Here is a 16,977-nt window from a genome sequence, read left to right as displayed (position 1 = left end):
GCATTCATCCAGGATTCTCCAAAAGATCTTGGATGACTGTCGCCCCGCGGGCAAGCTGTCCTCACCGAGTTCGGCAAGGAGGGCGAACGCATGCTGCACACCGACCTGCTCCCGCGAGACACCGCGGTGCAATTGATCGACCAGAGCGGAGCGACGGTCGGGGACGACCGGTACGCTCTCCCCGACACCGACACCCTCCTGGCCGCCTACCGCGGGCTGGTCGAGGGCCGACGCATCAACGATCAGGCCGGAGCCCTGGTGCGCCAGGGGCGCCTCGCCGTCTACCCGTCTTCGCACGGCCAGGAGGCCTGCCAGGTCGGCGCCGCGATGGTGCTCGGCTCCACCGATTGGCTGTTCCCGACCTATCGCGACTCGGTCGCCGTGATCGCTCGCGGGGTCGCGCCCGCCGACGCCATGGTCCTGCTCAAAGGCGACTGGCACTCGGGGTACGACGTGCGCGCGCATCGCGTCGCACCACAGGCCACGCCGCTCGCCACGCAGCTGCTGCATGCGGTCGGCTTCGCCCAGGCCGCGAAGCATCGGGGCGAGGACACCGTGGTGCTCGCCCTCTGCGGCGACGGTGCGACCAGCGAGGGCGACTTCCACGAGGCGATGAACTTCGCCGCGGTGTTCCACGTCCCCGTGGTCTTCTTCGTGCAGAACAACGAGTTCGCGATCTCGGTCCCGCTCGCGCGGCAGACGGCGGCCCCCTCCCTCGCCCACAAGGCCGTCGGCTACGGTATGCCGGGACAGCGCGTCGACGGCAACGACGTCGCCGCGGTCCTCGCCGTGCTCGGCGATGCCGTGTCCCGCGCCCGTGCCGGTGGCGGCCCGTCCCTCATCGAGGCGCACACGTATCGGATGCAGGCGCACACCAACGCCGACGACGACACCCGCTATCGCGAGCGCGACGAGGTGCAGGCCTGGGTCGCCCGCGATCCGCTGGTGCGACTGCGCGCACACCTCACCTCCACCGGCGCACTCGACGCCGAGGCCGAGGAGCGCTTCGCGGCGGGCGCGGAGGAGATCGCGACCGCGATGAGGGCCGCCCTGAACACCGATGCCGACCTCGATCCCGAAGACCTGTTCCGCTTCGTGACCGCGACCCGATCCCCGCAGCTCGATGAGCAGTGGCACCTGCTGCGTGACGAGATCGAGCGCTCCGGTCTCGTCGATGCCGGAAGCACCCTGAACGGAGGCCACCGATGACGATCGCACAGGACGACACCCGCACCGAGACCGCGTCCGGCACGACGACGATGACGATGGCTGCCGCGCTCAACAGAGCGCTGGCCGACGCCATCGAGTCCGATCCGGATGTCGTGGTCTTCGGCGAGGACGTGGGCGCGCTGGGCGGCGTCTTCCGCATCACCGACGGACTCACCGCGCGCTTCGGCGAAGAGCGCTGCTTCGACACCCCGCTCGCGGAATCCGGCATCGTCGGCACCGCCGTCGGCATGGCCATGAACGGTCTGCGCCCCGTGGTGGAGATGCAGTTCGATGCGTTCGCGCTCCCCGCGTTCGAGCAGGTCGTCAGCCATGTCGCCAAGCTCGGCAACCGCACCCGCGGCGGCATGCGGATGCCTCTGGTGATCCGCATCCCGTTCGGCGGCGGCATCGGCGGTGTCGAGCATCACTGCGACTCGTCCGAGGCCTACTACGCGCACACGCCGGGCCTCACCGTCGTCAGCCCGGCCACGCCGCAGGATGCCTACTCCTTGCTGCGTGCGGCCATCGCCTCCCCCGACCCTGTGATCTTCCTCGAGCCCAAGAAGCTCTACTGGGCCAAGGGCGAGGTCGACACCTCGATCACGGTGGAGCTGGGAACAGCACGCATCGCCCGCGACGGCACGGATGTGACGCTTCTGGCCTACGGAGCCTCCGTGCCTCTGGCGCTCGAAGCGGCCGAGGTCGCCGCCGCCGAAGGACGCAGCGTGCAGGTCGTCGACGTCCGCTCGCTCTCGCCGTTCGATGACGCCACCGTGACCGCCGCCGTGAAGTCGACCGGTCGCGCCGTCGTGATCGCCGAGGCGCCGGGCTACGTGAGCGTGGCATCCGAGATCCAGGCCAGGGTGTTCGAGCGCTGCTTCGAGTACCTCGCCGCGCCCGTACGACGGGTGACAGGCTTCGACACCCCCTACGCCCCTCCGAAGCTCGAGCACTGGTACCTCCCCGACGTCGACCGCGTGCTCGACGCGATCGACACGCTGCACTGGGAGGACGAGGCATGAGCACTCCGCTGAAGCCGCATGCGGGCGCCCGGGTGTTCCGGCTCCCCGACCTCGGTGAGGGCCTGACCGAGGCGGGCCTCGTGCAGTGGCTCGTCGCCGTGGGCGACACCATCACGACCGATCAGCCGATCGCCGAGGTCGAGACCGCGAAGAGCATCGTCGAGCTGCCGTCGCCCTTCGCCGGAGTGGTCACCGCTCTGCACGGCACCGCCGGCGACACGATCGACGTCGGCGCCCCGGTGCTCGAAGTGGCCGATCCCCTGACGTCGCCGGCGCCGTCCGCCCCGTCTCCTGGGGCCCAGCCCGAGCATGAGGCGTACCGCGAGGAGGAGCGCGCGGGTTCCGGGAACGTCCTCATCGGCTATGGAACGACCGCGCGCACCACGAAGGGACGACGCCGCCCGTCCGCCGCCTCGGTGTCCGCGCCGCGCGAGCAGGTGTCGCCGCCGGCGCCGGGGGCGTCGCATGCGGCGCCCCGCACCTCCGAGGCTCGCGCACCTTCGGATCCGGCCGACCGCCGACCTGTCGCCGTCCGCTCTCCGCTCGTGCGTCGACTCGCCAGGGATCTCGGTCTCAACGTGCACGCGATCACCGCGACCGGCGCCGACGGCGCCGTCACCCGCGCCGACGTGCTGCGAGCCGCCGTCGACAGCGCCGTCGACGGCGCCGCCCACCACGCCGGCACCACAGGACCTCGAGCCGGCGAGACCGTGGACGGGCTCGGGGTGCGCGCCCGCGAACGGATGTCTCCCCTGCGTCGGGCCGTCAGCGCCAAGCTCACCCGCAGCAGGTCCGAGATCCCCGAGGCCACCGTCTGGGTCGACGTCGACGCCACGGCCCTGTGGGACCTGCGCGGGCAGATGGCCCCCGAGGGCGGGAAGGCCCCGTCCCTGACCGCACTCCTCGCCCGATTCGTGCTGCTCGCGCTGGAGGACCATCCTCTGCTGGCGTCGCGGCTCAGCGAGAGCGGAGACGAGATCATCTCCTTCGACGGCGTGAACCTCGGGATCGCCGCGGATACGGAACGGGGGCTCCTGGTGCCGGTGCTCCCGCGCGCTCACGAGCTCACCGTGGCGCAGCTGGACACGGCGCTGCGCGAACTCACCGTCACGGCGCGCTCCGGCGCGATGCCGCCGGAGCGCCTGCGCGGGTCGACCTTCACGCTCAACAACTACGGAGGTCTGGGTGTCGACGGCTCGGCCGCGATCATCAATCACCCGGATGTGGCGATCCTCGGCATCGGCCGGATCATCGAGCGCCCGTGGGTGGTCGACGGGGCGATCGTGGCTCGCCGGATCGTCCAGGTCTCGCTCGCGTTCGACCACCGCGTGTGCGACGGCGGCTACGCCGCCGGCTTCCTGCGGCGGGTGACCGAACTCATCGAGCACCCACTGCGAGCGTTCGGGAGGGTCTGACCGAAAGCGCGGGTTCTCGATTCCGACGGCGCCGATGCGCTACGCTCGGCAATTACTGACCGACCATTCGGTCATGAATAGCCGGGGCGCCTCGGCGCCCTCCCCTCCCGGAATCGCAGAACAATGGAGTTCGCATGACGTCAGCAGTCTCCGACCGCACCTCGTCCGCACGGATGCCCGCCGAAGAACGGCGGGTGCTCGCCGGCACCCTCGTTGGCACCTCGATCGAGTGGTACGACTTCTTCATCTACGCCCAGGCCGCGGGATTGGTGCTCGCACCGCTGTTCCTGGCCCCGATCGCCCAGGAGAGCCCCGGCTTCGCCCAGGTCCTCTCGTTCGCGACCATCGGCATCTCCTTCCTCTTCCGCCCCCTCGGCGCGATCGTCGCCGGCCACCTCGGCGACAAGCTCGGGCGCAAGAAGATGCTCGTGCTCACCCTCATCATGATGGGGCTGTCCACGTCGCTCATCGGCATCCTCCCGACCTACGCCACGATCGGCGTCGCCGCGCCCATCCTGCTGATCCTGCTCCGCATCGTGCAGGGATTCTCCGCGGGCGGAGAGTGGGGCGGAGCCGCGCTGATGGCGGTCGAGCATGCGCCGAGCAACCGACGAGGACTCTTCGGCGCGTTCCCGCAGATCGGCGTCCCGGTCGGCATGATCCTCGCCACCTCGACCCTGTGGGTGCTCACCAGCTCGATGTCGCCGGAGGCCTTCCTCGAGTGGGGCTGGCGCATCCCGTTCCTGCTCTCGATCGTGCTCATCGCGGTCGGCTACGTGATCCGCCGTGCCGTCGACGAGAGCCCGGTCTTCGAGGATCTGCGACGTCGCCGCAAGGAGGCATCCGCTCCGCTGAGCCGCCTGTTCCGCCAGAACACCAAGCAGGTGGTCCTGACCGCCATCATCTTCATCGCCAACAACGCGGCGGGTTACCTGCTCATCGCGTTCTTCGCGACCTACGCCGTCACGACGCTCGGCATGGAGCGCCCTCCGGTTCTGCTGGCGACGACGCTCGCGTCGTTCGGATGGCTCATCTTCACCCTCTGGGGAGGACACCTCTCCGATCGACTCGGTCGCATCCGCACCTTCCAGATCGGGTACGTCGCACTCGCCCTGTGGGCGGTGCCGATGTGGTTCCTGATCGACACCGCGAACATCCTCTGGTACTTCGTGGCGTTGTTCGTGATGACGTTCGCTCTCGGCCTCTCCTACGGGCCCCAGGCCGCGCTCTACGCCGAGATGTTCCCCGCGAACGTGCGCTACTCGGGAGTCTCCATCGGCTACGCCCTCGGCGCGATCCTCGGCGGGGCATTCGCGCCGATGATCGCCGAAGCGCTGATGAACCAGTTCCACGCGGCCTGGACGATCGGCGTCTACATCGCGGTCGCCGCGGTGATCTCGCTCATCGGGGTCTCCCTCGTCAAGGAGACCAAGGGCGTCGATCTGCTCACGTGAGCAACGGGTCGACCACCAGGGATCACAGCGATCCCTGAGTCTGTGACATAATTACCGGACGATCGGTCAGTAATTCGGATCGATCGTCCGGACACGGGCCACCCGTCGAGACAACGCAGTCAGGAGTTCCGCATGACCGAGGCATACCTCGTGGGAGGCGTACGCACCCCGGTCGGACGCTACGGTGGCGCCCTCGCCTCCGTCCGCCCGGACGACCTCGCATCGATCGTCGTGCGCGAAGCGGCACTGCGCGCGGGAGTCGACCCGTTGCGGGTCGAGATCGACGAAGTCATCCTCGGTGCCGCCAACCAAGCAGGGGAAGACAACCGCAACGTCGCCAGGATGGCGGTGCTGCTCGCGGGGCTTCCCGACAGCGTCCCCGGAATCACGGTCAACCGGCTCTGCGCCTCGGGGATGTCCGCCGTCACGATGGCGGCGCAGGCCGTCCGCGCCGGCGACGCCGATGTGATCCTCGCCGGCGGGGTCGAGTCGATGACCCGCGCGCCCTGGGTGCAGGCCAAGCCGGAGAAGGCCTGGGCGAAGCCCGGTGCCGCGTTCGACACCTCGATCGGCTGGCGCTTCCCGAATCCGCGCCTCCTGGCGCGCGAGAAGGCGACGTTCTCGATGCCGGAGACGGCGGAGGAAGTCGCCCGCATCGACGGCATCAGCCGAGACGAGGCGGATGCCTTCGCGCTGCGCTCGCAGGAGCGGGCCGCCGCGGCGGTCGCCGGCGGAAGGTTCGAGGCGGAGATCGTCGGCGTACCCGTCGGCTCCGGCGAGGTCACGGTCGACGAGGGTCCGCGCCCGGAGACGACGCTCGAGGGCCTCGCGCGGCTGCGACCCGTCGTGGCCGGCGGTCAGGTCGTCACCGCGGGCAACTCCAGCGCCCTCAACGACGGCGCCTCCGCGATCGTGGTGGCGAGCGCTGCGGCAGTCGAGCGCTACGGTCTGGTGCCGCGTGCTCGCATCGTCGCCGGCACCAGTGCGGGCCTCGCACCCGAGGTCATGGGCCTGGGTCCGGTTCCCGCGACGCAGAAGGCGCTGCGACGGGCGGGCCTGTCGATCGACGACATCGGCTCGATCGAGCTCAACGAGGCCTTCGCCACGCAATCCATCGCCTGCATCCGACGGCTCGGCCTCGACGAATCGCGCGTGAACGCCGACGGTGGAGCCATCGCCCTGGGCCACCCGCTCGGTTCGTCCGGGTCCCGACTGCTGGTCACCCTCCTCGGCCGCATGGAACGCGAGGGGTCGCGTTACGGCCTGGCCACCATGTGCGTCGGCGTCGGACAGGGTGCCGCCCTGATCGTGGAGAAGGTGTGATGTCGGAACCCTCACCCACCGGCGAGCCCCTCCTCGTCGAAAGGCACGGCGACCGTGTGGTCGCGACGCTCCATCGTCCGCACAAGCGCAACGCGATCGACCAGGCCACCATCGATGCGCTGCACACGCTGTGCGCCGAGCTCGAAGCCGCACCGCGCCCCTTGATCCTCACCGGCGCCGGCGGCGTGTTCGCGGCCGGGGCCGACATCGCCGAGCTGCGCGAGCGCCGCGCGGCCGACGCACTGCGCGGTATCAACGCCCACGCGTTCATCCGCCTCGCCGAACTGCCCATGCCGGTCATCGCGGCGATCGACGGATATGCGCTCGGGGGCGGAGCCGAACTCGCCTATGCCGCCGACATCCGCATCGCGACCCCGTCCATCGCCATCGGCAACCCCGAGACCGGACTGGGCATCCTCGCCGCGGCAGGAGCCGGATGGCGGCTGAAGGAGATCGTCGGAGATGCCAGGGCGATCGAGCTGCTGCTCACCGGTCGCACCGTGAAGGCCGAGGAGGCGCTGCGCATCGGACTCGTCTCGGCGATCCACGAGCAGGCGGCGCTGCTGCCGGCCGCGCACGCCATCGTCGATCGCATCGTCCGGAACGACCCCGCAGCCACCATCGCGACCAAGCGCGTGTTCCGCGCGCCTCGTGACCACCACCCCGCCGTCGACCTGGAGGCACAGGCCGAGCTGTTCGAGAGCCCGGAGAAATTCCGACGGATGACCGACTTCCTGGAGCGGAGAGACCGATGACCGAGACCAGCTCCCTCGCCCCTGGGCACGTGGGCGTGCTCGGCGGCGGACGGATGGGCGCCGGCATCGCCCACGCGTTCCTGCTCGCCGGTTCCCGGGTCACCGTCGTCGAGCGCGATGCCGACGCCGCACAGGCGGCTGCCGCCCGTGTGCTCGAGTCGGTCGACTCATCGATCGCCAGAGGCACGGCGCTCGCACCCGTCGAGGAGTATCGGGAGCGTCTTTCGACGGGAACGGATGCCGCACTGTTCGCCCCGTGCACCCTCGTCGTCGAGGCGGTGCCCGAGGATCTCGCGCTCAAGATCGATGCGCTCCGCCGAGTCGACGCACACGTCGCCTCCGACGCCGTGATCGCCTCGAACACCTCCTCCATCTCGATCGACGAGCTGGCCGCCGTGCTCGATCGCCCCTCGCACCTGCTCGGCATGCACTTCTTCAACCCCGTGCCTGCCTCCACGCTCGTCGAGATCGTGCGCGGAGCGAGCACCGCTCCCCCGCTCGTCGACTCCGCCCGCGGCTGGGTCGCCGCCCTCGGCAAGACGCCGATCGTCGTCGCCGATGCTCCCGGCTTCGCGTCGTCCCGGCTCGGTGTCGCGCTCGGACTCGAGGCGATCCGCATGCTCGAGGAGGGCGTCGCCTCCGCCGAAGACATCGACACGGCGATGACGCTCGGATACAAGCACCCGGTCGGACCACTCCGCCTCACCGACATCGTCGGACTCGACGTGCGGCTGGGCATCGCCGAGTACCTCGCCGCCCATCTGGGTGAGCGCTTCGAACCTCCGGCCCTGCTGCGCCGCCTGGTCGCCGAGGGGCACCTCGGCCGCAAGAGCGGACGCGGCTTCTATGAATGGGACGCCTCATGAAGGGAACTGAGATGACCGAGATCCTCCCCAGCTACGTCGAGGGAGAGTGGTGGACGCCGGCGTCCGCGGCTCGGGCCACCGAGGTGCGCGATGCCTCGACGGGAGAGGTCGTGGCCCGCGTCTCGACCGACGGACTCGACCTGGGTGCCGCGCTCGACCACGCCCGCACGGTCGGGCAGGCCTCGCTCGGGGAGCTCACGTTCCACCAGCGCGCCGTGCGGCTCAAGCAACTCGCCCTCGCCCTCACCGAACGCAAGGCCGAGCTGTACGCGCTCTCCAGCCGCACCGGCGCCACGACACAGGACTCGTGGGTGGACATCGACGGTGGGATCGGCGTGCTGTTCGCGTACTCCAGCAAGGGCCGTCGCGAGCTGCCCAACGCCAAGGTCTATGTCGACGGCGGCGTGGAGAACCTCTCCAAGGACGGCTCCTTCCTCGGCCGCCACATCTACACGCGCCTGCGGGGCGTGGCGGTGCAGATCAACGCCTTCAACTTCCCGGTCTGGGGGGCGCTGGAGAAGTTCGCTCCCGCATTCCTCGCCGGCGTCCCCACCCTGGTGAAGCCGGCGACCCCGACCGGGTATCTCGCCGAGGCGATGGTGCGCGTGATGGTCGAGTCCGGTCTGCTCCCCGCCGGCTCGCTGCAGCTCGTCTCCGGCAGCGTGCCCGATCTCTTCGACGAGCTGCGGCTCGGCGACCTCGTGGCCTTCACCGGTTCGGCGTCGACAGCAGAGCAGCTGCGCGCGCACGAGTGCGTGCAGACGGGAGGCGTGCGCTTCACGAGCGAGACCGACTCGATAAACGCGTCGATCCTCGGAACGGATGCCGTCGCCGGCACGCCCGAGTTCGATGCCTACATCAAGCAGCTCGTCGCCGAGATGACCACGAAGGCCGGGCAGAAGTGCACGGCCATCCGTCGCGCGATCGTGCCGACGGCTGCCGTCGACGACGTCATCGCCGCGGTCCGCGAGCGGCTGTCCGCGCGGGTCGTCCTCGGCGACCCGCGCGCCGAGGGGGTCACGATGGGTCCGCTCGCCTCGACCGCGCAGCGTGAGGAGGTGCTGCGTCAGGTGGGGCGCCTGCAGGCCGGCGGCGGAGAACTCGTGATCGGCACGACGGACGCCCCGATCGTGCGCCACGTCGACGGCAGCGACGGACCCGCCCCCGACGGCGCCTTCGTCGCACCGATGCTGCTGCGATTCCCCGATGCCCAGAGCCCGGCGGTCAATGAGATCGAGGCGTTCGGCCCGGTGTCGAGCATCATCGGCTACGGCACCCTCGACGAGGCGAGCGCGCTGGTGGCACGCGGCGGCGGCTCGCTCGTGACGAGTGTGGCCACGCACGACCCCGAGGTCGCCGTCGCGCTCGCGACCGGCATGGCCGCCTACAACGGACGCGTGCTCTTCCTCGACCGCGACGATGCCCGCAGCTCGACCGGGCACGGCTCCCCGCTCCCGAACCTCGTGCACGGCGGCCCAGGCCGCGCGGGCGGAGGTGAGGAGCTCGGCGGCATCCGCGCGGTGCTGCACCACATGCAGCGCACGGCCGTGCAGGGTTCTCCGACGATGATGACCGCCCTCACCGGCGTCTGGCATCAGGGCGCGGCCGCCCGCCCCTACGAGCAGGACGGCGGCGTGCATCCGTTCCGCAAGTCTCTGGCCGAGCTCCACGTGGGCGATCAGGTCAGAAGCGGCTCGCGCACCGTGACCCTCGACGACATCGAGACGTTCGCGGCGTTCACCGGCGACACGTTCTATGCGCACATGGATGAGACCGCAGCCTCCGCGAACCCGTTCTTCCCCGGACGCGTCGCGCACGGATATCTGCTGGTGTCATGGGCTGCGGGGCTCTTCGTCGACCCGGCGCCCGGTCCCGTGCTGGCGAACTCCGGGCTGGAGAACCTGAGGTTCGTGACGCCGGTCTCCCCCGGCGACGACATCCGTGTGGAGCTCACCGCGAAGCAGATCACCCCGCGCGAGACCGACGAGTACGGAGAGGTGCGCTGGGACGCCGTGCTGAAGAATCAGCACGATGACATCGTGGCCACCTACGACGTGCTCACGCTGGTCGCGAAGGAGCAGGCGGCGGCGTAGCGGCGGCGCCGGAGTCGGGGTCAGACGGCCGCGGCTCCGGCCTCACCGCGCGTGCGCAGCCCGTCGAGGGCGAGGGCGACCACATCGTCGGCGAGACGGTCGGCACCCTCGCGTCCGCCGGGGCGGTACCACTCGACGATCGAGTTGATCATCCCGAACACGAGTCGTGCGACGACGCTCGCATCGATGTCGGCACGCAGCGCGCCTTCGCTCTGCGCCTCCGACACGAGCGCCGTGATCCGACGGTCGAAGGCCCGCCTGCGGATCAGCGCCTTGCGCTCCACGTCGGTGTTCCCGCGCACGCGCAGCAGCAGCGTCACGGCCGGCAGCTGGTCGACGAGCACACGGACGGCGCCGCGGAGCACGTGCTCGAGCCTGTCGACCGCGCTGGGCGCAGCCGACCCCTGGGCCGATTCGGGAAGCGGGTTCTCCACGACGGCCTCGAGGCCGCTCAGGGCCGCGTCGAGAGCGAGGTCGAGGATCTCGTCCTTCGAGCCGAAGTGATGGTAGATCGCCGACTTCGACAGACCGAGCCGCTCGGCGAGCATGCCGATCGATGTGGCGTCGTACCCGTATTCGTTGAAGGCGGCGACGGCGACACCGAGGATCCCCTGCTGGTCGTACCCGGGGCGGCCTCGTCGTGTGCTCTGCATCTCGGACATCACCCCACAGTCTCGCACCCGATGGGGCGTGCGCACCGGAGCATCGGCCGCGAGGCGACCGCGGTGTCGCACATCGTCACCGCAGGTCGTACACCCGCTTGTACTTCCCCTCGCTCCGAGGCAGCGTCCCCGGTTCGGCGAGCTGCACCGCGACGGTCGATCCCACGAAGATCTTGATCCGCTGCGCGAGCACCTCCGCCGCGCTCTGGCAGGTCTCCACCGACAGGTCGGGGTGGCGCTCGATGCGCACCTTCAGGGTGTCCATCCGCCCTTCCTTCGACAGCTCGAGGATGAAGTGCGGGGTCAGCTGCTCGATCCCCAGGACCAGCTCCTCGATCTGCGTGGGGAACAGGTTCACACCGCGCAGGATGATCATGTCGTCGTTGCGACCGGTGATCTTCTCCATCCGTCGCATCCCCGGACGCGCGGTCCCCGGCAGCAGCCGGGTGAGATCGCGGGTGCGATAGCGGATCACGGGGAACGCCTCCTTGGTGAGGGAGGTGAAGACGAGCTCGCCGAGTTCGCCGTCCGGCAGCGCCGTCCCGCTGTCCCCGTCGATGATCTCCGGCAGGAAGTGGTCCTCCCACAGATGCGGGCCGTCCTTGGTCTCGAGGCACTCATTGCCCACTCCCGGCCCCATGACCTCGCTGAGCCCGTAGATGTCGAGGGCGTCGATCCCCAGACGCTGTTCGAGCTCGTGACGCATCTCGTTCGACCACGGCTCGGCGCCCAGCACCGCGACCTTCAACGATGTGGAACGCGGGTCGACGCCCTGCGCAGCCATCGCATCGGCGATCGTGAGGAGGTAGCTCGGCGTGCACAGGATCGCATCCGGCTCGAAGTCGAGGATGAGCTGCACCTGGCGCGCGGTCTGGCCGCCCGACATCGGGATGGCGGTCGCTCCGAGCGCTTCGATGCCCGCGTGCGCGCCGAGACCGCCGGTGAACAGCCCGTATCCGTAGGCGTTGTGCACCTTCATCCCGCGGCGGATCCCGCTCGCACGCAGAGAGCGTGCCACCAGCGAGGCCCACCTGTCGAGGTCGCCCCGCGTGTACCCGACGACCGTGGGTCGCCCCGTGGTGCCGCTGGAGGCGTGGATGCGGGCGACGTCGGACATCGGCACCGCGAACATCCCGAACGGGTAGGTCTCGCGCAGGTCTTCCTTGGTCGTGAAGGGCAGCAGCTGCACGTCGTCGAGGGTGCGGATGTCTTCCGGACGCACCCCCGCCTCATCGAGTTTGCGCGTGTAGAGGGGCACGTTCGCGTAAGCGTGGCGCACGGCCTGCTGCAGTCGGGCGAGCTGGAGCGCGGCGATCTCGTCGCGACCCATGCGCTCTTCGGCATCGAGCTCCACAGATGCGGGCGGGCGGACACGGGAGGATGTTGCGGTCGTCATCGACACGGGGACTCCAGGGGGGTCAGAAGGTCTGGCTGGTGGTGCGGGAACGCCCGCGGAACTCGGCGACGGTGTCGCCCTGCTCGTCGACGACGGTCACGTCGTAGATGCCGGAGCGTCCGGTGCGCGCTCGCCGGATCGCTGTCGCGGTGAGCGTCTGGCCGGAGACGGTCGGCTTGAGGAAGGAGATGTCCGCGCCGGCAGCGACCGTGACCCGATCGTCTTCGTTGCACGCGATCGCGAAGGCGGTGTCGGCCAGGGCGAAGACGAATCCGCCGTGGGTGATCTGGAAGCCGTTGGTCATGTCATCGCGCACGCGCATCGAGACGACCGCGTGCCCCGGATCGTCGCGTTCGACGATCAGGCCCAAGGAGGCCGAGGCGCGGTCGCGCTCCATCATGGCGCGATTGGGTCGCACGGCGTCGGTCGCCTGCGTCGTCGCTTGTGTCATCGTCGACCTCCTCGTCGAGCGGGTCGGATGCCGCACCTGTGGCATCCGACCCGCTCATACTAACCGAACGATCGGTCAGTTAGTCAACGGACTCGGCGAGCGCCGCCGCGGCGGCGGCCCGCGCTGCGGCCGCGGAGGGAGCAGCGATCGCGGCTGCCGCCGCTCGACGGCACGCCGCCGGGGACACCGCGCTCAACCGCGCAGCGACCCGTCCCAGCGAACGCGAGGCCATCGACAGGGATGTCACTCCCAATCCGACCAGCACGGGTGCGAGCTCGGGGTCACCGCCGGCCTCGCCGCACACCCCCACCGGCTTGCCGGCAGCGCTGCCCGCGTCGCCGACGATACCGATGAGCCTCAGCACCGCGGGCTGCCAGGGATCGTTCAGATCTCCCAGGTCGCTGAGCAGCCGGTCCGCCGCCATCGTGTACTGCGCGAGATCGTTGGTGCCGAGGCTGACGAAGTCGACCACCTCGAACAGCTCGGCGGCGAGGAGAGCCGCCGACGGCGTCTCGATCATGATGCCCACACGGTCGAGACCTGCGGCCCGGCACCGTTCGGCGAAGCCAGCGGCCTCATCGACCGTCGCCACCATCGGAGCCATCACCTCGACGTGCGCCGCCTCTTCGGCAGCCGCCCGAGCGAGCGCAGACAGTTGGTCGTCGAGGAGCTGGGGGCGGCGGCGCGCGATCCGCAGTCCGCGCACGCCGAGGGCGGGGTTGTCCTCGCTGTCGGCGTTGGCGAACGGCAGCGGCTTGTCGCTTCCCGCATCGAGGGTGCGCACGACGACCTTGCGCTCGGGGAAGGCGGCCAGCACACCGCGGTAGGCGGCGACCTGCTCGTCGATGCTCGGAGCATCGACGCGGTCGAGGAAGCAGAACTCCGTCCGGAAGAGCCCGACGCCCTCCGCATGGGCCGAGGCGGCGCTGACCGCGTCGGCTGCTCCGCCGACGTTGGCGAGGAGCGGGATCCGGTACCCTCCGGCGAGCACGCCGACACCGTCGAAGTCGACGGCGGTCGCCGACGCGCGCGCCAGCGCGATGACCGATTCGGCAGGCTCGACCTCGACCGTCCCCCGGTCGCCGTCGACGAGCACCATCACGCCGGCGGGGATCGCTTCGGCGTCGTCGAGACCGACCACGGCAGGCAGACCGAGCGAGCGCGCGATGATGGCCGTGTGCGAAGTCGGCCCGCCCTGAGAGGTCACGAGGGCGACGCATGCTCCCCCGGCGAGCAGCGCGGTGTCGGCGGGGGCGAGATCGGGGGCGACCAGGACGAAGGGCTCATCGCGCTCCGGGACGCCCGGCATGTCGACCTCGAGGATCTCGGCGATGATCCGGTCGCGCACATCGCGGATGTCGGCGATGCGCTCGGCCATCCGACCCCCGAGCGCAGCGAGAGCCTTCTCGTGGACGACGGCCGTCTCCCAGACCGCGCGGGCAGCGCTGCGTCCCTTCGACCGCACGAGCGCGGTCGCCTCCGACACCAGCTCAGGATCAGAAGCGAGCAGGCGGGAGGCATCGAGGATCGCCTTGGTCTCCCCCGTCGCCTGCGCGGTGCGCGAGCGCAGCTGATCGGCGACGGCGACGGCTGCCCACTCGATGGCGGAGACCTCGGAGTCCCGATCCGCCTCGGCGACGACCGTGTCGGGGTCGGGTTCGGGAAGCGGGGGTGCGAGGTGCACGACACGGGCGGCGACCTGGCCGGGGCTCACCCCGCGCCCGCGAAGCACGGAGCCGGCCGCGAACTCGCGCGTCGGACCCGTCCCCTTCTCCGGCGTCGAGGGCGGAGCTTCCGCGGCTCTCGTCGTCGGTACGGCGTCGCTCTCGGGTCGGCTCTCCTGACTCACGTCGTCGGTGCCCTCACCGAAGCCGTCGTCGAACAGCGCGACCAGGCGATCGAGCACCTCCGTCGCGCCATCGCCATGTGCGGAAAGCTCCAGTTCGTCCCCGTGCCGCGCGCCGAGGACCAGGAGACGCGTCAGGCTCGCCGCCGCGGCATCGGGGCCATCGGGAAGGCGACGCAGGCGCACGTCCGCTCCTGCCGCCGCCTTGGCGATCAGTGCCGCAGGACGCGCGTGGATGCCGAGCGGATTGCGCACGCGCACGCGGCGCACCTGGACGTCCGCGTCCGCGTCCGACACCGGCGTATCAGGGGTCCCCGATACGTGCTCTTCCTCGACACCGAGCGCGCCGGTCTTCGCTCCGAGCGCGGCCGTCGCCTCCGAGGCGACGTCGTCGAGCGACCCGCCGGCCGCCGCAGACACCGCGGCGGCGAGGAGTCCCTCCACGAACGGGGCCGGCGCGAGCCGCACGGGCACGACGCTGGATCGCAGCTCGAGAGCGAGCTCGGCGCTGAGCACAGCGGAACCCAGGTCCATGAGGACGAGCACGCCGTCGCAGTCCGCGGCGAGCTCATCGATGGCCGCTGCCACCGCGACGGCGTCGGTTCCGAGGATCGGTACGCCATCGGCATCCACGCCGGCTCCGGCCGCCACCTTCACCCGCACACCGCCGTCATGGACCATCTGCAGGGCAAGCTCCAGCGCCGCCTCCCCGAGCCGTGCACTGTGGGAGACGGCGACGATGCCGATCATCAGGCGTCGTCCGCGACCGCCGCGGCGAGCGTGTCGAAGAGGATCGCCGTCGATGCCGCCCCCGGGTCGAGGTGCCCGGCGCTGCGCTCCCCGAGGTAGCTCGCCCTGCCCTTGCGGGCGACGAGAGGCAGAGTGGCGTCGCGTCCGGCCGTGGCCGCGTCGGCGGCGGCCTTGGCCGCGTCCGGAACCGATGCCCCCGCGGCGAGCGCGGCGTCCATCGCGTCGACCGCTGGCGCCATCGCGTCGAACATGGTCTTGTCCCCCGCTTCGGCCTTGCCCCGCGCGACGATGCCGTCGAGTCCTGCCCGCAGCGCGCCCGCGAGAGCGGGGCCGTCGAGGTCCGCCACCGGCCCCGCCGCCATCCCCATCCTCAGGAAGAACGTTCCGTAGAGCGGACCGCTGGCTCCACCGACGGAGCTGACGAGAGTCATCCCGACGGTCTTGAGCAGCTCATCGACCGTTCCTGGCGTTCCGGCGGAGAGCTTCTCGCCGACGGCGCTCATGCCGCGGGCCATGTTGGCTCCGTGGTCGGCGTCGCCGATGGCCGAGTCGAGTTCGGTGAGCCAGTCGCGCTTCTCGGTGACGACCGCACCGAACCGGGAGACCCAGTCGGCGAGCACGACGGTGTCGACCGCGGCCATCAGACGCCCCACCGCAGACCGGGGGTGTTCACCGGGGCATCCCACAACCGCAGCAGCTCATCGTCGGCCTTGAGCAGCGTCACCGAGCAGCCGGCCATGTCGAGCGAGGTGATGTAGTTGCCGACGAGATTCCTGGCCACCTGCACGCCGGACTTCTCGAGAAGCGCTGCGACCTCGCCGTACATGAGATACAGCTCGATGAGCGGCGTCGCCCCCATGCCGTTGAGCATCACGATCGCGGGCCCTGCGGCATCGAGGTCGGCGAGGATCGGCTCGACCAGCTGCCGGGCGATCTCGGACGCCGGGGCGAGGGGTTCGCGATGACGACCCGGTTCGCCGTGGATGCCGATGCCGATCTCCATCTGGTCATCCGGAAGGTCGAACGTGGGCTTGCCCGCAGCGGGGACCGTGCAGCTGGTGAGAGCCATGCCCATCGAGCGGCCCTGTCCGTTCACCTTCTTGGCGAGCTCGACCACGGCGGCGAGGTCGCGCCCCTCCTCCGCGGCCGCACCGACGATCTTCTCGAGCAGCACAGTGAGACCCACTCCGCGGCGTCCGGCCGTGTAGAGGGAGTCCTGCACCGCGACATCGTCGTCGACGATGATGCTGCCGACCTCGATCCCCTCCATGGAGGCGAGTTCGGCGGCCATCTCGAAGTTCAGCACGTCACCGGTGTAGTTCTTGACGATGTGGAGCACACCGGCTCCGCGATCCACGGCTTTGGTGGCCACCTGCACGCGGTCGGGGGTGGGCGATGTGAACACCTCACCGGCCACGGCGGCATCCAGCATCCCGGTGCCGACGAAGCCGCCGTGCAGGGGCTCGTGCCCGGAGCCACCACCGGAGACGATGGCGACCTTGCCCTGCGCCTTGGGGGTGGCGCGGGTGATGACGTGGTTGTCGAGGTCGACGGAGAGCTCGGGATGAGCGAGCGCGACGCCCTTCAGGGATTCGACGAGAACGTCTTCCGGGGCGTTGATGAGCTTCTTCATCATTCGATCTCCTTTGATCCTTCGTGGTGTCTTTCGCAAAAATCCGAAAGTAATTCGTTAATGTCGAATATGCTCGGAGCCTGCCGGGTTGTCAAGATCATT

General features: G+C 70.2%; 14 protein-coding genes. 8 read left to right on the top strand and 6 right to left on the bottom strand.

What is annotated here, in order from left to right; translation table 11 throughout:
- Nucleotides 1-90 precede the first annotated feature (90 nt).
- The 8 genes from D514_RS21820 to paaZ all read left to right on the top strand — a co-directional run bounded on the left by D514_RS21820 (nucleotide 91) and on the right by paaZ (nucleotide 10,137).
- Nucleotides 91-1,209 (top strand): thiamine pyrophosphate-dependent enzyme, encoded by a 1,119-nt coding sequence (locus D514_RS21820; RefSeq protein ID WP_017828393.1) that lies wholly within the window; start codon nucleotides 91-93, stop codon nucleotides 1,207-1,209.
- Nucleotides 1,206-2,231: an alpha-ketoacid dehydrogenase subunit beta gene (locus tag D514_RS21815; RefSeq protein WP_017828392.1), complete on the top strand. Its 1,026-nt coding sequence runs from the start codon at nucleotides 1,206-1,208 to the stop codon at nucleotides 2,229-2,231. The genes D514_RS21820 and D514_RS21815 overlap by 4 nt, the downstream gene beginning before the upstream one ends.
- Nucleotides 2,228-3,646 carry a dihydrolipoamide acetyltransferase family protein gene (locus D514_RS21810; protein ID WP_017828391.1) on the top strand — a complete coding sequence of 473 codons (1,419 nt, stop codon included), beginning with the start codon at nucleotides 2,228-2,230 and terminating at the stop codon, nucleotides 3,644-3,646. The genes D514_RS21815 and D514_RS21810 overlap by 4 nt, the downstream gene beginning before the upstream one ends.
- Nucleotides 3,647-3,780: 134 nt before the next feature.
- Nucleotides 3,781-5,100, top strand: coding sequence for an MFS transporter (locus tag D514_RS21805; protein WP_017828390.1), 1,320 nt, complete (start codon nucleotides 3,781-3,783; stop codon nucleotides 5,098-5,100).
- A 132-nt stretch (nucleotides 5,101-5,232) separates the two neighbouring features.
- Nucleotides 5,233-6,423: an acetyl-CoA C-acyltransferase gene (locus D514_RS21800; protein ID WP_017828389.1), complete on the top strand. Its 1,191-nt coding sequence runs from the start codon at nucleotides 5,233-5,235 to the stop codon at nucleotides 6,421-6,423.
- Complete coding sequence (locus D514_RS21795) at nucleotides 6,423-7,178, top strand: enoyl-CoA hydratase/isomerase family protein (RefSeq protein WP_017828388.1); 756 nt, start codon at nucleotides 6,423-6,425, stop codon at nucleotides 7,176-7,178. Before D514_RS21800 ends, D514_RS21795 begins: the two co-directional genes overlap by 1 nt.
- Complete coding sequence (locus tag D514_RS21790) at nucleotides 7,175-8,044, top strand: 3-hydroxyacyl-CoA dehydrogenase family protein (RefSeq protein ID WP_017828387.1); 870 nt, start codon at nucleotides 7,175-7,177, stop codon at nucleotides 8,042-8,044. The genes D514_RS21795 and D514_RS21790 overlap by 4 nt, the downstream gene beginning before the upstream one ends.
- An 11-nt stretch (nucleotides 8,045-8,055) precedes the next feature.
- On the top strand, nucleotides 8,056-10,137 hold the full coding sequence (gene paaZ, locus D514_RS21785) for a phenylacetic acid degradation bifunctional protein PaaZ (RefSeq protein ID WP_017828386.1): 2,082 nt from the start codon (nucleotides 8,056-8,058) through the stop codon (nucleotides 10,135-10,137).
- Nucleotides 10,138-10,157: 20 nt separating this feature from the next.
- Here the strand turns inward: paaZ and D514_RS21780 are convergent, their stop codons facing one another.
- The 6 genes from D514_RS21780 to dhaK form a co-directional block, all read right to left on the bottom strand.
- On the bottom strand, nucleotides 10,158-10,799 hold the full coding sequence (locus tag D514_RS21780) for a TetR/AcrR family transcriptional regulator (protein WP_017828385.1): 642 nt from the start codon (nucleotides 10,797-10,799) through the stop codon (nucleotides 10,158-10,160).
- A gap of 76 nt (nucleotides 10,800-10,875) precedes the next feature.
- Nucleotides 10,876-12,195: a phenylacetate--CoA ligase PaaK gene (gene paaK, locus D514_RS21775; protein ID WP_031205390.1), complete on the bottom strand. Its 1,320-nt coding sequence runs from the start codon at nucleotides 12,193-12,195 to the stop codon at nucleotides 10,876-10,878.
- 22 nt (nucleotides 12,196-12,217) lie between these two features.
- A complete protein-coding gene (gene paaI / locus D514_RS21770) occupies nucleotides 12,218-12,646 on the bottom strand; it encodes a hydroxyphenylacetyl-CoA thioesterase PaaI (RefSeq protein ID WP_017828383.1) in 429 nt (142 codons plus the stop codon).
- A 79-nt stretch (nucleotides 12,647-12,725) separates the two neighbouring features.
- Complete coding sequence (ptsP, locus tag D514_RS0118880) at nucleotides 12,726-15,242, bottom strand: phosphoenolpyruvate--protein phosphotransferase (protein ID WP_017828382.1); 2,517 nt, start codon at nucleotides 15,240-15,242, stop codon at nucleotides 12,726-12,728.
- Nucleotides 15,242-15,883, bottom strand: coding sequence for a dihydroxyacetone kinase subunit DhaL (gene dhaL / locus D514_RS21765; protein ID WP_017828381.1), 642 nt, complete (start codon nucleotides 15,881-15,883; stop codon nucleotides 15,242-15,244). Before dhaL ends, ptsP begins: the two co-directional genes overlap by 1 nt.
- On the bottom strand, nucleotides 15,883-16,875 hold the full coding sequence (gene dhaK, locus D514_RS21760; protein WP_031205385.1) for a dihydroxyacetone kinase subunit DhaK: 993 nt from the start codon (nucleotides 16,873-16,875) through the stop codon (nucleotides 15,883-15,885). The genes dhaL and dhaK overlap by 1 nt, the downstream gene beginning before the upstream one ends.
- Between the last annotated feature and the right edge of the window lie 102 nt (nucleotides 16,876-16,977).

Origin of the sequence: Microbacterium sp. UCD-TDU (assembly GCF_000340625.1) — a bacterium.
Lineage (GTDB): Bacteria > Actinomycetota > Actinomycetes > Actinomycetales > Microbacteriaceae > Microbacterium > Microbacterium maritypicum.
Note: the sequence above shows the minus strand (reverse complement) of the source record. Positions and strands in the feature narration are given on the sequence as shown.